The following is an 18,387-nucleotide window of genomic DNA, read 5'->3' on the forward strand; positions in this document are numbered from 1 at the left end:
CGGCCACGTGCACGTCAACACCTTGACACCGCCACCAGATTGCGCCACACTAGATACCAAGAGGATGCTTAAATCGGACAACTAGGGCCTGTAGCCCCTAGTTTTATGTGTTTAGAAAAGCCTCAGAGCACATATTCACTCACATCACCCATAGTTAGGAGCAAAGTTTTGGCCAAACCAGGCGCGCGCACCCGCAAAAACCTGAAGACAACAAAAGACGTCTTACCTCTCCCTAACCTCATCGAAATCCAGCTCAACTCGTTTGACTGGTTCGTCACTGAGGGTCTCTCGGAGCTCTTCGCGGAAATCAACCCGATCGAAGACTTCACCGGCTCCAGCCTCGCGCTCTATTTGCGCGACTTCCACTTCGAAGAGCCCAAATACGACGAAAAAACCGCCAAAATCAAAAACACCAGCTTTGAAGTTCCGCTCAAAGCCAAGGCCGAACTTGTCAACAAAGAAACCGGCGAAGTTCGCGAACAAGAAATTTTCCTCGGCGACTACCCGCTCATGACTGAGCGCGGTACCTTTGTGATCAACGGCGCCGAGCGCGTCGTGGTGTCGCAGCTCGTGCGTTCTCCCGGCGTATTCTTCACTTCCGAGCGCGCTGCCGCTGGGGAGTTGTTTGGCGCCAAAGTCATCCCAAGCCGGGGCGCCTGGCTCGAGCTCGACACCTCCGCCGCCGGCGTTATTTCGGTCAAGATCGACCGCAAGCGCAAACTTCCCATCACCACCTTGCTGCGCGCCTTTGGCTATGGCACCGACGAAGAGATCAAAGCGCTCTTCAAAGACGCCGACACCGGCGACATCAAATACATTGACGAAACCCTCGAAAAAGACCCCAGCTCCACTATTAGTGAGGCCCTCATGGAGGTCTATCGCCGCATCCGTCCGGGGGACCTGGCGACCGTCGAAAACTCCAAGAGCCTCATTGAGGGCATGTTCTTCGACTTTAAGCGCTACGATTTCAGCAAAGTCGGCCGCTACAAGCTCAACAAGCGCCTCGGTCTCGACGTCCCCAATACGAGCGAATACCGCACCCTGCGCCGCGACGATCTGGTAGCTATCGTGTCGGAAATCATCAACCTCGCCAACGGCAAGGGTCAAGCCGACGACATCGACAACCTCGCCAACCGTCGCCTCAAGATGGTAGGGGAGCTCATGCAGAGCAAGTTCCGCATCGGTCTGGCCCGCATGGAGCGCATCGTCAAGGACCGTATGTCGGTCTACGACACCACTACCGTCACCCCCGGCCAGCTCGTCAACGTGCGGCCGATTGTGGCTTCCGTGCGCGAATTTTTCGCCAGCTCACAGCTGTCTCAATTCATGAGCCAGATCAACCCGCTCGACGAAGTGGTGCACAAACGCCGCCTCAACGCCATGGGTCCGGGTGGACTCAGCCGCGAGCGCGCCGGCTTCGAAGTGCGCGACGTGCACAAGACTCACTATGGCCGCCTCTGCCCCATTGAGACGCCGGAAGGCCCCAACATCGGCCTCGTGAGCAATCTCTCCACCTACGCCCGCGTCAACGAGTACGGCTTCATCGAAACGCCGTACCGCGTGGTGCTGCGCGAACTGCCCACCGACAAGGCTGTCGGCGAGATCGCCCGCGGCCAGGTCAAGGCTGGCGACACCGTGATCATCAAAAACGGCGACACCATCACCGAAGCCGACGCCAAGAAGCTGGCCAAAGCCGGTATCGAGAAGGTCAACGTCAAGGCTCACGTCACCGACAAGAGCGTGTGGCTCGATGCCTCCGACGAGGAGCAGGCCGTCATCGCCGGCTACGGCGTGGAGCTCGACGACCATGGCTACTTCAAAGAAGCCCGCGTTCCGGCCCGTCTGAAGGGTGAGGCCGAAGAGGTCGACGCCAACTCGGTTGACTTCATGGACGTCTCTTCCAAGCAAATCGTGTCCGTATCCGCCTCGCTCATCCCGTTCATCGAGCACGACAACGCCAAGCGCGCGCTCATGGGCGCCAACATGCAAAAGCAGGCCGTAGCGCTCATTAAGCCGCAGGCCCCCATCGTGGGTACCGGCATGGAGGCCACCGTCGCCCGCGACTCCGCCCAGGTGGTGCTCGCCGAAGCCGATGGCATCGTCGACTCCGCCACCGCTAAGAGCATTACCGTTACCTACAAAACCGGCGAAACCAAGACCTACGAGCTCACCACCTTCGCTCGCAGTAACGTCGGCACCTCCATCCACCAAAAGTGCGTGGTGTCTGCCGGCGAAGAAATCAAGAAGGGCGACGTGCTGGTAGACGGCATGTCCACCAAAGACGGCGAGCTCGGCCTCGGTCAAAACATCCTCGTAGCCTTCATGAACTGGAAGGGCTACAACTTCGAGGACGCCATCGTGCTGTCGTCGCGCCTCGTCGGTGACGACCGCTACACCAGCATTCACATCGAGACCCACACCGTCGACGTCCGCGACACCAAGCTCGGACCAGAGCAAGTCACCCGCGACATTGCCAACGTTTCCGAAGAGTCCCTCAAGGACCTCGACGAAAACGGCATTGTACGCATCGGCGCCGAAGTCACTGCCGGTGACATCCTGGTCGGCAAGATTACCCCCAAGGGCGAGCAAGAGCTCAGTTCTGAGGAAAAATTGCTCCGCGCCATCTTTGGCGAAAAGGCCCGCGACGTCAAAGACACCTCTCTGCGCCTGCCCAACGGCGAACGCGGCAAGGTCGTCGGCGTCAAAATCTTTAGTCGCGAAAACGGCGACGAGCTCCAGGCCGGCGTTATCGAGCAGTATCATGTGTCGGTCGCGCAAATGCGCAAGATCACCATGGGTGACAAAATGGCCGGCCGTCACGGCAACAAGGGCGTCATCGCCCGCATCCTGCCCGCCGAAGACATGCCCTACCTCGAAGACGGCACTCCCGTCGACATGATCCTAAACCCCCTCGGTGTCGGCAAGCGCATGAACATCGGCCAGATCTTCGAAACCCACCTGGGCTACGCCGCCCACGCTCTCGGCTACACCGTAGCTTCCCCAGTCTTCGACGGCGTCACCCTCGACCAGATCAAAGCTGAGCTCAAAAAAGCCGGCCTGGCCGAAGACGGCAAGACCCAGCTCTACGACGGCCAAACCGGCGAGCCCTTCCAGGAGCGCACCACCGTGGGCTACAAGTACATGCTCAAACTCCAGCACATGGTCGACGACAAGATCCACGCCCGTTCCACCGGTCCCTACGCCATGGTCACCCAGCAGCCGCTCGGTGGTAAGGCGCAAATGGGCGGTCAGCGCTTCGGCGAAATGGAAGTCTGGGCTCTCGAAGCCTACGGCGCCGCTCACACGCTCCAGGAAATCCTCACCATCAAGAGTGATGACGTGGTCGGCCGCTCCAAGGCCTACGAGGCCATCATTAAGTCCGAAGAAATCCGCGGCCCGCGCATTCCCGAGAGCTTCAATGTGCTCGTGAAGGAACTCCAATCGCTCGGACTGTCGGTCGACCTCACCAAAGAAGACGGCAGCGACACCGTCATCGACGCCGAAACCGTGATCGCCGAGCGCCTCGATGACGAAATCACCGAGCTCGGCACCGAAAAGATCATCGAAGGCGAGGCCGTCGTGGCCGACATGCCGCTTGTTGACCTCGCTGCCGGCGGTGAAGACGAATTCGAAACCCTCGACGGGAACGCCGAAGAAACCGACGAAGACGAAGCCAAACGAGTGGCCGCAGACACAGAATTAACGGTGGAAGGCTAGTATATGGAACAATTTGAAAATCAAACCTCCACCGACTTCGACGGCGTGAAGCTCTCCCTTGCTTCCCCCGAGATGATCCTGCAGTGGTCTCACGGTGAAGTTACCAAACCCGAAACAATCAATTACCGCACCCAGAAGCCCGAAAAAGACGGTCTCTTCTGCGAGAAAATTTTCGGTCCTACCAAAGACTGGGAATGTTACTGCGGTAAATACAAGCGCATTCGCTACAAGGACGTTGTTTGTGACAAATGTGGTGTGCGCGTCACGCGCAGCATTGTGCGCCGCGAGCGCATGGGCCACATTAGCCTCGCCGTGCCCGTGACCCACATCTGGTTCCTGCGCGGCACCCCTAGCTCAATTGGCCTCGTGCTCAACATGAGCATCCGTGACCTCGAGCGGGTGGTTTACTTCGCCAGCTACATCGTCACCAGCGTCGACAACGAACGCCGTCAAACGGCGCTGGCTGGTCTCGAAGCCGAGTTCAACTCGCGCAAAAACGAGATCATCAAGACCTATGAGCAGCGCGCCGGTGAACCCGACGCCGATGTGAAGGCCCTGGCCGAGGCGCAAAACGTCGAGCTCGACGAGCTCGATGCCTCCCGCGCCACCGCCAAGAGCGAGCTCGAAAGCCTCGCGCGCCTCACGCTGCTTCCCGAAGCCAAATACCGCGACCTCAACCTCAAGTACGGCGAGGTCTTCCGGGCCGCCATCGGCGCCGAAGCCATTCGCGCCCTCTTGGCCGAGATCGACACCGACAAGCTCGTGAGCGATCTCGATGCCGAAGCTGAGGCTTCACAAGGCCAAAAACGCAAGAAAACCCTCAAGCGCCTCAAGATGATCGAGGGCATGAAGGCCGCCGGTATCCGTCCCGAGTGGATGGTCACCACTGAGCTGCCCGTGATCCCGCCCGACCTGCGCCCCATGGTGCAGCTGGCCGGTGGCCGGTTTGCCGCCAGTGACCTCAACGACCTCTACCGCCGCGTCATCAACCGCAACAACCGCCTCAAGCGCCTCATCGAGCTCGACGCACCGGAAGTCATCCGCCGCAACGAGAAGCGCATGCTCCAGGAGGCCGTTGATGCCCTCATCGACAACAACGCCCGCCGCGAGCGCGCCGTCTCGAGCACCGGCACTCGCCGCAAGCTCAAGTCGCTCTCGGACATGCTCAAGGGCAAGCAAGGCCGCTTCCGCCAGAACCTGCTCGGCAAGCGCGTCGACTACTCGGGCCGTTCGGTCATCGTGGCCGGCCCGCAGCTCAAGCTCTACCAGTGTGGTCTGCCCAAAATGATGGCGCTCGAGCTATTCAAGCCGTTCGTTATCGGCTCACTCATCGAGCAAGGCCACGCCCACAACGTTAAATCTGCCAGCCGCATGATTGAGCGCGCCACCACCGTGGTGTGGGACACGCTCGAGTCAATCATCGAAGGCAAGCATGTACTCCTCAACCGCGCCCCCACGCTGCACCGCCTCGGCATCCAGGCCTTCCAGCCCAAGCTCATCGAGGGTAAGGCCATCCAGCTGCACCCGCTCGTGTGTCGCGCGTTCAACGCCGACTTCGACGGCGACCAGATGGCCGTGCACGTGCCATTGAGCGATGCCGCCCAAAAGGAAGCCCGCGAGATTATGCTCTCGAGCAAGAACCTGCTCAAACCGGCCGACGGCGAAGTCGTGGTAGACGCCACCAAAGACATGGTGCTCGGCAACTACTACCTCACCTTCCTCAAGGAAACCGGCGACAAGGCTACCAAAGCGTACTCCACGCCGGCCGAAGCCATCTACGCCCACCAGACCGACAACATTACCCTGCAGAAGCTCATCAAGGTGCCGATCGAGGGTAAGCTCATCGAGACCACCGTTGGCCGTATCTTATTCAACGAAATCCTGCCCGAAGGCTTTGGATTCCGCAACGAGACCATGACCAAGAAGGTGCTCCAGCGTCTCATGGCCGAAGTCTTCGTGCGCTTCGGCGGCGACGTCACGGCCGAAGTCATTGACGACGTCAAGAACCTCGGCTTTGAACACTCCACCAAGTCCGGCGTATCCGTGTCGCTCGATGATTACCTCATTCCCGACGCCAAAAACGGCATCATCGACACCGGCGAGAAGCAGACCGCCAGCATCTCGAGCCAGTATGCGCAGGGGCTCATCACCGACGACGAGCGCTACCAGCGCACCGTCGACACCTGGAAGACCGCCAACGACCAGATCACCAAGGCCGTCGCCGATAAGCTCAAAGAGGGCAAAACCTCCACGGCGCTGTTCATCGACTCTGGCGCCGAAGGTGACACCGCTCAGGCCAACCAGATCGCCGGTATGCTCGGACTCGTGGTCGACCCCTCGGGCCGTACCATCGAGCTGCCCATCAAGAGCAACTACAAAGAAGGCTTCTCGGTGCTCGAGTACTTCAACTCCACCCACGGTGCCCGCAAGGGTCTCACCGACACCGCCCTCAAGACAGCCGAATCCGGCTATCTTACCCGCCGGCTCGTCGACGTGTCTCAGGACGTGATCATCACCGAGGACGACTGTGGCGACACCACGGGCATCCAGATGTTGCGCTCTGAAGCCACCGGCATCGGCGAAAGCTTCGCCCACCGCCTCGCCGGCCGCGTCACCGCCGCTCCGGTCAAGGACGGCAAAACCGTCCTGGCGCCGTCCGGTGAGCTCATCACCGATGACATTGCTCGCGCCATCGAGACCGCCGGCATCGACGAGGTCATGATCCGCAGCGTCCTGAGCTGCCGCACCAGCTGGGGCATCTGCCGCCTCTGCTACGGCCTCGATCTGGCCCGCGGCCACATCGTGGACCTCGGCGAACCCGTCGGCGTCATCGCCGCGCAGTCCATCGGCGAGCCCGGCACGCAGCTCACCATGAAAACCTTCCACAAGGGTGGTATCGCCGGCGAAGACATCACCACCGGTCTGCCCCGCGTCGAAGAAATCTTCGAAGCCCGCAGCCCCAAGGCTCAAGCCATCCTGGCCGATGTCGCTGGTGTGGTCACCGTAAAGCAAGCCGGCGGCAAGCAGCTCGTACGCATCGCTCCGGCCGACCTCAAAGTCACCACCCACGATCTCGACGGTCGCATCGCGAGCGTCAAGAGCGGCCAAAAGGTCGTCCCCGGCGACGTCATGGCAGCCAACGCCGGCGGCAAGAAGCCGCTCAAGGCCAAGGTCGAAGGCACCGTTAAGGTCCACAAAGACCACATCGACCTCACCCACACTGGTGGCGCCGAGCGCGAGCACAGCATCCCGGCGTTCCAGAACCTCGAAGTCCGCAGCGGCGACTTGGTGGCTCCGGGTCAGCGCCTCACCGAAGGCTCCATCAACCTCCAGGAAATGCTCACGCTCAGCGGTGAAACCGCCGTTCAGCGTTACATCATCTCTGAGGTCCAGACCATTTACGCCGCCCAGGGTCAGATCGTGTCCGACAAGCACATCGAGGTGATCATCCGCCAGATGTTCAGCCGCGTGCAGGTTGAGGAGCCCGGCGACAGCCTGTTCGTCACCGGCGAGATCGTGCCGCGCCAGAGCGTCATCGAAGACAACCAACGACTCGAAGGCGAAAGCAAGCAGGGTGCTACATTTACCCAGCTCCTGTTGCCGGTCACGAAGATTTCGCTGTCGAGCGACTCGTTCCTGTCGGCCGCCTCGTTCCAAGACACCACTCGCGTGCTCATCGCCGCCGCCATCCGTGGCAAGACCGACAAGCTCCGCGGCCTCAAGGAAAACGTGATCATCGGCCGGCTCATCCCGGTTGGTACCGGATTCCGGGTCGACGGCGAGGGCGAAACCGGCCTCCCTGAGGCCGAAGCCGCGGCAGCCGCCGAGACCCAGATTGACGAACCAGCCAAAACCGAGTAACATTTAGGACCGTTATGCCTACCATCAACCAATTGCTGCGCAAGCCCCGTAAGGACCCGAAGAAAAAGTCGGATACCCCTGCGCTCGGCCGCATCCAGAACTCTCTGAAGAACCGCACCTACAACCTCAATTCGCCGTTCATGCGCGGCGTGTGTGTGAAGGTGTCCACCCAGACCCCGAAGAAGCCAAACTCGGCCTTGCGTAAGATCGCCCGCGTGCGTCTTACCAACGGCATGGAAGTCACGGCCTACATCCCCGGCATCGGCCACAACCTGCAAGAGCACTCCGTCGTGCTCATCCGCGGCGGCCGCGTGAAGGACCTTCCGGGTGTGCGCTACCACATCATCCGCGGAGCGCTCGACACCGCCGGTGTCGCCAAGCGCGCCCAAGGCCGCAGCAAGTACGGCGCCAAGAAACCCAAAGCCGCTTAACTATTAATCCAAGCATCAACCGCCCGGCTGGTCCGGAACCAAGCGGTAGTATCTCAAAGGAGAGAAGCCAATGCCCCGCAAGAAAACCAAGTCCTTCAAGCGCGTCGTCGACGCCGACCTCAAATACAACAACGTCATGGTCACCAAGCTCATCAACAAAGTGATGCGCGACGGTAAAAAGCGCCTCGCCGAGACGCTGGTATACGATGCCCTCGAAACCGCCGAAACCAAAGCCAAGCAGCCCGCCCTCGAGATCTTCGATACTGCCATCAAAAATGTCGCCCCGGCCGTACAGGTGAAAGCCAAGCGCATCGGTGGCGCCACCTACCAGGTCCCCATGGAAGTCCGCGGCGACCGCAAAGTCCACTTGGCCATGACCTGGATCCTGGCCGCCGCCCGCACCAAAAGCGGCAAAGCCTTCGACCAGCGCCTCGCCGATGAACTCATGAATGCCGCCAACAACACCGGCGACGCCGTCAAAAAGCGCGAAGACACCCACCGCATGGCCGAAGCCAACAAGGCCTTTGCCCACTTCGCCCGCTACTAAGCCTCCAGCTTAAGTGCTATGCTTAAGGCCATGAAGTCTGCGCGCCTTAGCGACACCACCTATGCCCTCCGGCTCGAGCGCGGTGACGACATCCATACCGTCGTCCAGGAATTTTGCGCCGAGCATACCATCGCCAACGCCTCGCTCACCGGCATCGGCTCAATCGAAAACCCCAAGCTAGCTTACTACTCCATCGAGACCAAGCAATTCACCGAACGCCCCCTCGACGGCATCTTCGAGGTCACGAGCCTGCTCGGCAACGTTGGTCTACTCGAAGGTAAACCGCTCAACCACGTACACGTCACCCTGTCCGACTCGCTCATGCAGGTCTACGGCGGCCACCTCGTGAGCGGCGCCTGCTCGGCTACGCTCGAAATCTTTCTGCACCAGTACGCCACCAGCTTTGGCAAACAGTTCGACGATGCTATCGGCCTCAATGTTTGGGATTTCGGCTCCCATTAAAATATTACCCCGGATGGGATTTCCGACCTAAACCCACTACTCCATTTTACGGAATAGTCGCACAATATTGAAGAATAATACCCGTACAAAGCCTTAATTCAGTTATACGCCAACAACTATTCCAAAAGGTGGAATAGTACTCCTGCGGCCACAACCCAAGCAGTAACGGCCGCGCGAAGTCCCCCTCTATAAGGAAATTCATGCTCATCAATCTCCAAAACATCGGCAAAACCATCGGCGCCAAGACGCTCTACGCCAACCTCGACCTCACCATCCAGGCGGGAGAAAAGATCGGCCTCATCGGCCGCAACGGCATCGGAAAAACCACCCTGCTGGGCATCATGGACGGTACCGACTCGAGCTTCACCGGCAGCCTAGAAACCCGGCGCGGCCTGGTGGTTGCCTCCACCGCCCAAGAGCACCACGCGGTGGCCGACCAGCCGGTGCTGGAATACGTGCTCGAAAACCTCCCCGAGTACAAGCAGCTCAAGCACATCATTGACGCCTACCCGGAGACGATGGGGGAGGACATGGCCATGATTTCTGCCTACTCCGACGCGTTAAGCCGCTTCGGCGAGCTGGGCTACTACGATATCGAGCAGCGCGCCCGCCAGGAGCTCGAAGACTTCCAGCTGCCGGCCGCCCGCATCGACGGCCCCATGCGCACGCTCTCAGGCGGCCAAAAGCGCTTCGTGGAACTCGTGAAGGTCACGCTGGCCGACGCCGACCTCGCGCTCATCGACGAGCCCACCAACCACATGGACTACATCGCCAAAGAGGCCTTCATCGAATGGCTCGAAGCTGCTAAGCAGGCTGTGGTGGTCATCACCCACGACCGCGATGTGCTGGCCGTAGTCGACCGCATCGTTGAAATCAAAGACAAAGGCACGGTCAGCTTCGACGGCGACTACGAAAACTACCTCAAGCAAAACGGCCGCACCACCATGAACGCTATGGAGCAGTACGAATTTGACCAGCGCACCCTGTCTAACCTGCACAACCAGGTGATGGAGGCTCGGCGCAAGAAAAACAAAGCTGCCGGCCCCAGTGCTGTGCGGTTTCGCATTATGGAAGACCGCCTGGCGCGCCAATATAGCGAGCTCAAAAGCCGCATCGTAAAGCCGTCGTTTTGGATTGATTCCGAGCAGCTCGACACCATGCAAAACAAAATGGTCGAAAAATACGACAAATACAAAGCCAAAAACATTCGCATTCACACCAAGGAAATCACCGAAGGCCAGCGTGTGCTCGTAGACGTCGAGAACCTCTCGCTCGGCTACGATCAACCCTTGTTTGCCGGCATCAACCTTCACCTCCGCCAGGGCGAGCGCATCGAGCTCAAGGGCCGCAACGGCGTCGGTAAATCCACGTTCGTGAAGGCCATCCTCTCGACGGCCGGCAGCACCAAGCTTGGCTCCCAGATTTTCGGCGGCCATATCATTCTCGATCCCAAGATCAAAATCGGCGTCTACGAGCAAGAAATTGACGCCAAATACCTCAGTATGCCCCTCGGTCAGGCCGTCATGAATACCTATCTCGAGCAAGATGTGCCAGCCAGCGACCAAAAAGTCCGCCAGATTTTATCCGACTATCTATTTGATCCCCAGCTCGACGCGCAGCTGCCCATCGAGCGCCTCTCTGGCGGCCAAAAAGCCCGCTTCCAGCTCATCAAAATGCTCTGCGCCGGTCCCAACCTGCTCATTCTCGACGAGCCCACCAACCACCTCGACCTTCCGAGTATCGAAGAACTCGAAAAAGCCCTCGACCGCTATACCGGCGCGGTGCTCTACATTTCGCACGATAGCTATTTCACCCGCGGTGTGGGTGGGGAAGTTATTGAAGTTGCGCCTTAAGCTGGCGGATATCCGCGGAACTTTGTTTAACCAGGCTCTTAATGACCGTTAAATCCAGTTCAACTCCATCCATCCGGTCTTCCAATCTGCCCAACCGCAGCCGCATATCTGGAATGTCTTTCACATATTCCAAAATAGCATCAAACTTACCGTTCATTTCCTCAAACAAAACCAAAATACGCGCAGGTTCTTTCATATCATCCCCATTTGTTCCTAGTTTACCAACTCTGCCCGCCAAATATACCGAACAAAATACGAAAATACAATATTAATTTCAATCGGATATAATAAGCTCAATGAGAACTATTTTACCTGCCAAACACCGCCTCATCCCCAGCCAAGCCAAGCGCGTCTTCCAGGGCCAAATTTATGACGTCTACCAATGGCCGCAGGAGATGTTCGACGGCTCCACGGCCACCTTCGAAATGCTCAAGCGGCCCGACACGATTCAAATTATGGCCGTCAAAGACCACAAACTCGTGGTGCTCGAGGAGCAGCAGCCGAGCATGGGGCCGGCCTTTTACGGCCTGCCCGGGGGCCGCCACGACAATCCCGCCGAAACCGAGCTCGACGCCGCCAAGCGCGAGCTGCTCGAAGAGACCGGCATGACATTCACCAACTGGCGCCTCATTGAGGTCACCCAGCCGCACTCCAAAATCGACTGGATGGTGTATTTGTATCTGGCTACGGATTTCGAATCGCAGGGGCCGATCCACCTCGATGCCGGCGAGAAAATCGAGGTAAGTCTCATGGATTATTCGCAGGTACTGGGCCTGGCCAAAGACGATTCCGTGCGCAGCCTGCCGTTCGAGATTCTCCAAACCGCCGGCTCCCTCGATGGCTTGACGAAACTACCCCAATTTGGCGTGGTAAACTCGAAGCTATGACGGGCCACCTCTATTTCATCGGCATCGCCGGCCACACCATGCGCGGCCTCGCGCTGGCCGCCCGCGACAACGGCTACACAGTGACCGGCCTCGACCCGAGCGCCGTGCCCCCCGGCAGCACCTGGCTCGACGAGCACGGCTTCGACTGGGCGGCCGAGTACGAACCGGCGCAGCTCAAGGGCGTCACGGCCGTCATTGTCACCGGGGCGCACGTCAGCGCCGACGCGCCGGTGATCGTTGAGGCCCGCGAACGCGGCATTCCGGTGCAATCGTACGCCGAATTCTTCGGCCACCTCACCGCCCGCGCCCGCGTGATCGCCGTGGCCGGCACCCACGGCAAAACCACCACCACGGCGCTCATCGCGTGGTTGTTCGAATCGGCCGGCCGCCGGCCCGATTACCTCATCGGCATTCAGCCGTTTAACTTTGCCACCAGCGTGCGCTTCGCCGGCGCCGCTGACGTCGTGGTGGAAGCCGATGAGTACCAGGCTTCGGCGCTCGATACGCGCTCCAAGGCCGAATATTACCACCCCGACATTCTCGTGCTCACCTCGGTGGAGCACGATCACCCCGACCTGTTTCCTGATCTCGCCTCGGTGGAGGCGCGGTTTGCCAAAATCGTGGCGGCCGTACCCTCCTCGGGCGCCGTTATTGCCTGTGCCGAGGCCAAAAACACCGTGCTCATCGCCTCCGGGACGTCCGCGTCGCTCGCCACCTACGGCTTCAAAACCGGCGATTTCCACGCCCGCAACATCGCTTATTTGCCCCAAGGCCTCGAGCTCGAGGTGGAGCACGACGGCGAGGTGCTCGGCCACCTGGCCGTATCGCTCTATGGCAAGCACAACGCGCTCAATACTCTCGCTGCCGTGGCCGCCGCCCTCCAGGCCGGCTTGAGCTTCGATCAAATCCTGGCCGGCGTCGCCTCGTTCAAGGGCGCCTACCGCCGCTTTAACCTCATCACCCCGGCCGAAGCCGATATCACCGTCGTCGATGATTACGCCCACCACCCCACCGAAGTCGCTACCACCATCGAGGCCGCCAAATTGCATTTTCCTGGCCGCCGCATCGTGGTAATTTTCCGCCCGCACACCTACTCGCGTACCAAAGCCCTGCTCCGCGACTACCAGGGCGCTTTCGGCCAGGCCAACATCGCCTACATCACCGACATCGAAGGCGCGCGCGAAGCCGGCACTCAGACCACCGTGAGCGGCCGCGACATCTCGGGCGCCCTCAAAATCCCCGCCCACTACGAGCCCGATCGCACTCAGCTCGCCACGCGGGTAGTCTCAGATGCCAAGCCGGGAGACGTTATCCTCTGTCTCACCGTCTCCGGCTACGACGATCTGGCCGAAGAGCTCGCCCACAACACGACGAAGCCCGCCACCGACGAGGGTGGTGGGCTTCGTCGGTAACGGGCAGTGATGTAGTGATCGTGTAGCTAGGCCGCCAGGCGGTTGTGGGACTCGAGGAGCCGCACCATGCCGTAGGCCGGGCCTGCGAGGGTCGACGTGAGGTCTGGCGTGCGGCGCCATAGCTCGAACATGCCCCTCAGATCGGCCAGTGCCGTCGCTTCGGCTTGCGCCAACACCTCCCGCTGCGTTGGCGGAGCCAAGCGAGTCGCGCCGGCCGGCCGGAGGTTGTACTCCAGCTCCATGGCCGACACATCCATCCCGCCGGACCCACAGAGGATGCCCGAGAGCACGTCCACATTCGGCTTGGTAGCCAGAACCTGAGCGGCGCCATAGGTCACCCCGAAGTTCGACGGTTCGGCCACGATGCGGGCGTTCACCCGGTGTGCGTTGCCGTCGTTGACGGCCATTTCGCCGGCCGCCAGCACGAGGGCCGTGGTATTGGCCCCGATGACATCAGCCGAGGCGAAGGGCTCGCCGCCGGGGAATGTGCTGAGCGGGTTGCGATCGCGCATCCAGCTCAGGAGCTCCTCTACATTGAGACCGTTCGGGTCGAACCGGCCGCCATCCACCTCGGCGACCATGGGGATGCGCCAGCCGAGCTCGTTCAGCCGATAGGCCAGATGCCACCCGACCTTGCCGAGACCCTGGATGGCCGCCGTCCGGTTGGAGCGCGGAATGCCGAGCAAGTCGGCAAACCGGTCCAGCAGTACGGCACACACGTGGCCGGTGCTTTGGGGTCGCCCCTCGTATCCTCCCAGTCCCAGCGGCTGGCCGGTGACCAGCGCGAAGGGGTATTCGGGGTAGTGGTCTTGGATCGCGCACCGGTAGGCATCCATCTCCCACTCCCCGGTGCCCATGTCGGGCGCCGGAACGTCGTTGAGCGGACCGGCGATGCCGAGCTCGTGCATCTTGAGCGCGAAGCCCGCCATCAGCCGCTGCCTTTCGGCGGGCGAGAGCGTCAGCGGGTCGACCTCCACGCCACCCTTGGCGCCGTAGAACGGCCGTCCGCGAGCGGCGCACTTGAACATCATGAGAATCGCCAGGGCGGCGGCCTCGTAGCGGTCCATCACCGCCGCGAACTTCAGGCCGCCCTTCACGGCCCATCGGTTGAGTCCGGAGGCGTCCGCGAAGGCGCCGGGGCGGCACCACACACGGAACGCGTTGTACCGTTGCACGGAGCCGTTGTCGCGGTGGAGCGTCACGGTGAACTCGTACACCAGGAAGTGTCCGAGCACGAACTGCGCTTGCTCCGAGGTGAGTCCGAGGGCCGTGAGGGCGCACACGAGCATGGCGCGCACTTCGTTGAGGAACCTCCAGCCGTGAGTGCGGGTGCTGGGTCGTTCGAGTAGTTCGCCCAGCGTCGTTGCTGTGACCGAGTCGGTGGCCGTCATGTCAAGCTCCTGGTCCAGGCCGTTGGGAAGTTAGGCCGAGATTAAGCTACGCCTATCTGGAAAAAGTGTCAATAAAAAGGCCTCATTGGCGCTCAAATATTATCATTTCGCACAAATGTATCTGGTCCCGCCCCCGCACAGATAGCTTGAAAAATTCGGCCACAACCAGTACAATGATTGCAACCAGTGCGCACTGCGCTGTTTTGTTTTGCGCACACATAACTATAAGAGGAATTAACCACCCCCATGGCCCGCGACTACTCGCTCGAAAACACCCGCAACATCGGCATTATCGCCCACATCGACGCCGGCAAAACCACCGTCACCGAAGGCATTCTTTACCGTACCGGCAAAACCCACAAAATCGGCGAAGTCCACCAGGGCGAGGCCACCATGGACTGGATGGAGCAGGAGCAGGAGCGCGGCATCACCATCACCTCCGCTGCCACCACGTGCTTCTGGAAAGGCAAGCGCATCAACATCATCGACACACCCGGTCACATCGACTTCACAGTCGAAGTGGAGCGCTCGCTGCGCGTGCTCGACGGCGCCGTCACCGTCTTCGATGGCAAGATGGGCGTAGAGCCCCAGTCCGAGACCGTCTGGCGCCAGGCCGACAAGTACGGCGTGCCGCGCATTTGCTTCATCAACAAGATCAACCAGACCGGTGGCGACTTCTACAAAAGCCTCGAAAGTATCCACGAGCGCCTCAATAAGCGCGCCTACGCCATCCATCTGCCCATTGGTTTCGAGCAATCCATCAACGGCATCGTCGACCTGGTCGAAATGAAGGCCTACACCTACAAAGACTACAAAGATCACGAGCTGGTCGTTGGCGAAATTCCGGAAGATATGCTTGAAAAAGCCAAAAACTACCGCCGACACCTCATCGAAGCGGCCGTGGAAGCCGACGATACCATCATGGAAAAATACCTCGAAGGTCACGAGCTCAGCAACGACGAACTTAAATCCTGCATTCGCAAGAGCGTACTTTCCGGCAGCTTCTTCGCCGTCTCCGGTGGCGATGGCCGCGGTGTGATGGTCGAAAAGCTCCTCGACGCCGTCGTCGACTACCTCCCCACCCCGCTCGACATCGGCTCTGTTTGGGGCACCGATCCCAAGACCGGCGAAGAGATCGAGCGCAAACCCTCGGACTCGGAACCCTTTGCTGGCCTAGCCTTCAAGATCGCCACCGACCCGTTCATCGGCAAGCTCGCCTTCTTCCGCGTCTACTCCGGCGTGCTCAAGTCCGGCTCGTACATCCTCAACGCCTCCACCGGCGACAAAGAGCGCGTCGGCCGCCTCGTCCAGATGCACGCCAACTCCCGCGAAGAAGTCCAGGAAGTCTACGCCGGCGAAATTGCCGCCGCCGTGGGCCTCAAAAACACCACTACCGGCAACACCATTTCCGACCTCGACAAGCCGGTCATTCTCGAAAGCATCACCTTCCCCGAGCCCGTTATCTCCATCGCGGTCGAGCCCAAAACCAAAGCCGACCAAGAAAAAATGGGCAACGCCCTCCAGCGTTTGGCCGAGGAAGACCCCACCTTCCGCGTTCACACCGATGAAGAAACCGCTCAAACCATTCTCGAAGGCATGGGCGAGCTGCACCTCGACATTCTCGTCGACCGCATGAAGCGCGAATTCAAAGTGGAGGCCAACGTCGGCCGTCCGCAGGTCGCCTACCGCGAAACCATCAAGAAAACCGCCAAGGCCCAAGGCAAATTTGCCCGCCAAAGTGGTGGCCGTGGTATGTATGGTGACGTTTGGCTCGAAGTCTCGCCGACCGAAGTCGGCGAAGGCTACATCTGGGAAAACGGCATCGTGGGTGGCTCCGTTCCGCGCGAATTCATTAAGCCGACCGAAGAGGGCGTAAAAGAGGCCATTAAAAATGGTATCGTCGCCGGCTTCCCCATGGTCGATGTGAAAGTAAGGCTCTACGACGGCTCGTTCCACGAAGTCGACTCCAACGAAATGGCGTTCAAAATCGCCGGCTCCATGGGCTTCCAAGCCGCCGCCCGTCAGGCCGAGCCGATTATCCTCGAACCCATCATGAAGGTCGAAGTCATCGTAGCCGAGGAGTTCATGGGCGACGTCATCGGCGACCTCAACTCCAAGCGCGGCCGCATTGAAAAAATGGAAGACCGCTCCGGCGCCAAGGTGATCGATGCCCAGGTGCCGCTAGCCGAAATGTTTGGCTATACCACCACGCTGCGCTCCATGACCCAAGGCCGCGGCTCCAACACTATGGAATTCGACCACTACGAGGAAGTTCCGCGTAATGTCGCCGAGGAAATTGTTGGCAAGCGCGCCGCCGCCAAAGCTGCCGGCAACTAAGCCTCACCCACAATTTCCTTAAAAAGGCCCGCCAGGGCCTTTTTAAGTTCGCCCCAATGTGATATAAAAGGCGGCGTGCCATAACAGCACGCACCTGTCCGCTCCAGTGCGAGAAGGAGACCAGTCATGAGTCCCGAACTTCCCCGCCCACCCCGGGCGGGCCAACGGTGAAGAAACTCGTACACTGGGTGAGTGTGGCCGCGTTCGCGGGAATGTCGGTGATCGTGCTCAGCAACGCGGTCACGCAGGGTCCCCCCAACACGGCCGTCTCTCCCCACGCCCTCCAGCTCGTGACCGGCAGTGGGAATATCCTTGCCGTCAAGGTTATCCCGAACGGCTGCAGCTTTGAGCTGGTCGCGCCGAACGACGATACCCAGCTCGGCTGGCAGAACTTCACCGGCGTCGCCGCTCGCAAGCTGTGCCGCCCGTCCGCAGCCATCCGGGGCTCCCGCGTTTTTCCGGACAACTATGAAATTTCGACCGACCACCAGTTGGCCGTGTACTACCGAGTCGTCGCCCGCCTCATGAAGGTGGAGGAATTCGATCAGTACAAGGGCACCTCGGACACCTATTGCACCATCACCTACCGTGGCCTCACTCCCGCCGCCGCCAAGGACTTCCCCAGCGTGCCGCTGGTACAGGACAAACAAACCTGCAAGAACATCCCGGAGGAAGGAATCGCCGCAATTACCGTGAAGACAGACAGCGTCCCGGCCACAGACGCGCACCTGGACGCGCACCTATGAGCAGGGATAGCTCGAGAGCAAAGGCGGGAATCTGGGTCAAGTTTGGGATCGGCATCGCGGCATTCTTGACCCTGCAATTCATCCTGCCGTCCACGATAGGAACCATGCCGCTCATACCCCGGACGTACGAGCACGGAACAGTCGTCGTCGCCGAACATCCCAAGCCGAGTACCTGCCGGTTTGAGCTGGCGCCCACCGGCGAGAAGCCGCACCATTGGACCGATGTCCTCAGCGGTGGAACGTGTCAGTCCCTCCGCGTCGGTTCGCACTATAAGCTGAAAACCGGATGGAACTTCACCATATTCCACACGTCTGAACGGATAGAGGGCACGTAAGCCACCGGTCTCATCCCAAAAGACGGGGCCCTGGGCACGAACCCAGGGCCCACCCGCGATTTAGCGACAGCTAGATCGCGTTTTTGCTGTATAATGACCGCGTCCAGTCCACAGCGCGTTCGCGGGGGCGACCATGCTAGTACGAAGAGTAGTAACGGCCATAATCTTAGTGCCGCCAACGTTCGTATTTGTGCTCACAGGCCTGCAGCACGTCACCAAAGAAACCGGCACCGTCGTCACGATCGAACACCCCACGCCCACCACCTGCCAAATGGTGGTGGAACCCGATCACGGCAGCCGTCACCGGACGATCGTGTACCCGCGGGACGTCTGCGATCGGTTCTACCTTGGGCAAAATTACGCCCTGCACCTTGACGACCAGATCGTCCCGACCCATCCGTAAGAGCA

The 18,387-nt window shown here is 60.2% G+C and carries 14 protein-coding genes; 12 read left to right on the forward strand and 2 right to left on the reverse strand.

All coding sequences use genetic code 11. The annotated features are described in order from the left end of the window. Positions 1-168: 168 nt before the first annotated feature. The 6 genes from VMT30_07005 to VMT30_07030 all read left to right on the forward strand — a co-directional run bounded on the left by VMT30_07005 (position 169) and on the right by VMT30_07030 (position 10,871). Positions 169-3,717 (forward strand): DNA-directed RNA polymerase subunit beta, encoded by a 3,549-nt coding sequence (locus VMT30_07005; protein HVQ44682.1) that lies wholly within the window; start codon positions 169-171, stop codon positions 3,715-3,717. Positions 3,718-3,720: 3 nt separating this feature from the next. Continuing rightward, positions 3,721-7,578, forward strand: a complete 3,858-nt coding sequence (gene rpoC / locus VMT30_07010) for a DNA-directed RNA polymerase subunit beta' (protein HVQ44683.1) — start codon at positions 3,721-3,723, stop codon at positions 7,576-7,578. A 14-nt stretch (positions 7,579-7,592) separates the two neighbouring features. Continuing rightward, entirely contained in the window at positions 7,593-8,009 is a 417-nt protein-coding gene (rpsL, locus tag VMT30_07015; protein ID HVQ44684.1) for a 30S ribosomal protein S12, read from the forward strand. Positions 8,010-8,079: 70 nt separating this feature from the next. Beyond that, positions 8,080-8,556, forward strand: a complete 477-nt coding sequence (rpsG, locus tag VMT30_07020; GenBank protein HVQ44685.1) for a 30S ribosomal protein S7 — start codon at positions 8,080-8,082, stop codon at positions 8,554-8,556. A gap of 30 nt (positions 8,557-8,586) precedes the next feature. Next, positions 8,587-9,018 carry a DUF296 domain-containing protein gene (locus tag VMT30_07025; GenBank protein HVQ44686.1) on the forward strand — a complete coding sequence of 144 codons (432 nt, stop codon included), beginning with the start codon at positions 8,587-8,589 and terminating at the stop codon, positions 9,016-9,018. A gap of 200 nt (positions 9,019-9,218) precedes the next feature. Further along, positions 9,219-10,871, forward strand: a complete 1,653-nt coding sequence (locus tag VMT30_07030; protein HVQ44687.1) for an ABC-F family ATP-binding cassette domain-containing protein — start codon at positions 9,219-9,221, stop codon at positions 10,869-10,871. On the opposite strand, the gene VMT30_07035 is transcribed toward VMT30_07030, so the two are convergent. Next, entirely contained in the window at positions 10,852-11,067 is a 216-nt protein-coding gene (locus VMT30_07035; GenBank protein HVQ44688.1) for a hypothetical protein, read from the reverse strand. The two genes, VMT30_07030 and VMT30_07035, sit on opposite strands and share 20 nt — an antisense overlap. 100 nt (positions 11,068-11,167) lie before the next feature. On the opposite strand from VMT30_07035, the gene VMT30_07040 reads away from it, so the two are divergent. Together VMT30_07040 and murC are read left to right on the forward strand one after the other, a co-directional pair. After that, positions 11,168-11,758, forward strand: a complete 591-nt coding sequence (locus VMT30_07040) for an NUDIX hydrolase (GenBank protein HVQ44689.1) — start codon at positions 11,168-11,170, stop codon at positions 11,756-11,758. After that, on the forward strand, positions 11,755-13,170 hold the full coding sequence (gene murC / locus VMT30_07045; GenBank protein ID HVQ44690.1) for a UDP-N-acetylmuramate--L-alanine ligase: 1,416 nt from the start codon (positions 11,755-11,757) through the stop codon (positions 13,168-13,170). Before VMT30_07040 ends, murC begins: the two co-directional genes overlap by 4 nt. Positions 13,171-13,196: 26 nt before the next feature. Here the strand turns inward: murC and VMT30_07050 are convergent, their stop codons facing one another. Further along, on the reverse strand, positions 13,197-14,561 hold the full coding sequence (locus VMT30_07050; GenBank protein ID HVQ44691.1) for a Glu/Leu/Phe/Val dehydrogenase dimerization domain-containing protein: 1,365 nt from the start codon (positions 14,559-14,561) through the stop codon (positions 13,197-13,199). Between the two features lie 246 nt (positions 14,562-14,807). On the opposite strand from VMT30_07050, the gene fusA reads away from it, so the two are divergent. From fusA to VMT30_07070, 4 genes are all read left to right on the forward strand, one after another. Next, entirely contained in the window at positions 14,808-16,898 is a 2,091-nt protein-coding gene (gene fusA, locus VMT30_07055) for an elongation factor G (protein ID HVQ44692.1), read from the forward strand. Between the two features lie 194 nt (positions 16,899-17,092). Then, positions 17,093-17,644, forward strand: coding sequence for a hypothetical protein (locus VMT30_07060; protein HVQ44693.1), 552 nt, complete (start codon positions 17,093-17,095; stop codon positions 17,642-17,644). A 104-nt stretch (positions 17,645-17,748) separates the two neighbouring features. Beyond that, positions 17,749-17,979 carry a hypothetical protein gene (locus tag VMT30_07065; protein ID HVQ44694.1) on the forward strand — a complete coding sequence of 77 codons (231 nt, stop codon included), beginning with the start codon at positions 17,749-17,751 and terminating at the stop codon, positions 17,977-17,979. A 133-nt stretch (positions 17,980-18,112) separates the two neighbouring features. Continuing rightward, a complete protein-coding gene (locus VMT30_07070; protein HVQ44695.1) occupies positions 18,113-18,382 on the forward strand; it encodes a hypothetical protein in 270 nt (89 codons plus the stop codon). The last annotated feature ends 5 nt before the right edge of the window (positions 18,383-18,387 follow it).

Source organism: Candidatus Saccharimonadia bacterium, assembly GCA_035544015.1.
GTDB lineage: Bacteria > Patescibacteriota > Saccharimonadia > UBA4664 > UBA4664 > UBA5169.

What these genes read in the sequence shown, in the direction of transcription:
- murC (HVQ44690.1), top strand. Translation starts at nt 11,755, where the DNA reads ATGACGGGCCACCTCTATTTCATCGGCATCGCCGGCCACACCATGCGC.
- rpsL (HVQ44684.1), top strand. Translation starts at nt 7,593, where the DNA reads ATGCCTACCATCAACCAATTGCTGCGCAAGCCCCGTAAGGACCCGAAG.
- VMT30_07040 (HVQ44689.1), top strand. Translation starts at nt 11,168, where the DNA reads ATGAGAACTATTTTACCTGCCAAACACCGCCTCATCCCCAGCCAAGCC.
- rpoC (HVQ44683.1), top strand. Translation starts at nt 3,721, where the DNA reads ATGGAACAATTTGAAAATCAAACCTCCACCGACTTCGACGGCGTGAAG.
- fusA (HVQ44692.1), top strand. Translation starts at nt 14,808, where the DNA reads ATGGCCCGCGACTACTCGCTCGAAAACACCCGCAACATCGGCATTATC.
- VMT30_07025 (HVQ44686.1), top strand. Translation starts at nt 8,587, where the DNA reads ATGAAGTCTGCGCGCCTTAGCGACACCACCTATGCCCTCCGGCTCGAG.
- VMT30_07070 (HVQ44695.1), top strand. Translation starts at nt 18,113, where the DNA reads ATGCTAGTACGAAGAGTAGTAACGGCCATAATCTTAGTGCCGCCAACG.
- VMT30_07065 (HVQ44694.1), top strand. Translation starts at nt 17,749, where the DNA reads ATGCCGCTCATACCCCGGACGTACGAGCACGGAACAGTCGTCGTCGCC.
- VMT30_07030 (HVQ44687.1), top strand. Translation starts at nt 9,219, where the DNA reads ATGCTCATCAATCTCCAAAACATCGGCAAAACCATCGGCGCCAAGACG.
- VMT30_07035 (HVQ44688.1), bottom strand. Translation starts at nt 11,067, where the DNA reads ATGAAAGAACCTGCGCGTATTTTGGTTTTGTTTGAGGAAATGAACGGT.
- rpsG (HVQ44685.1), top strand. Translation starts at nt 8,080, where the DNA reads ATGCCCCGCAAGAAAACCAAGTCCTTCAAGCGCGTCGTCGACGCCGAC.
- VMT30_07050 (HVQ44691.1), bottom strand. Translation starts at nt 14,561, where the DNA reads ATGACGGCCACCGACTCGGTCACAGCAACGACGCTGGGCGAACTACTC.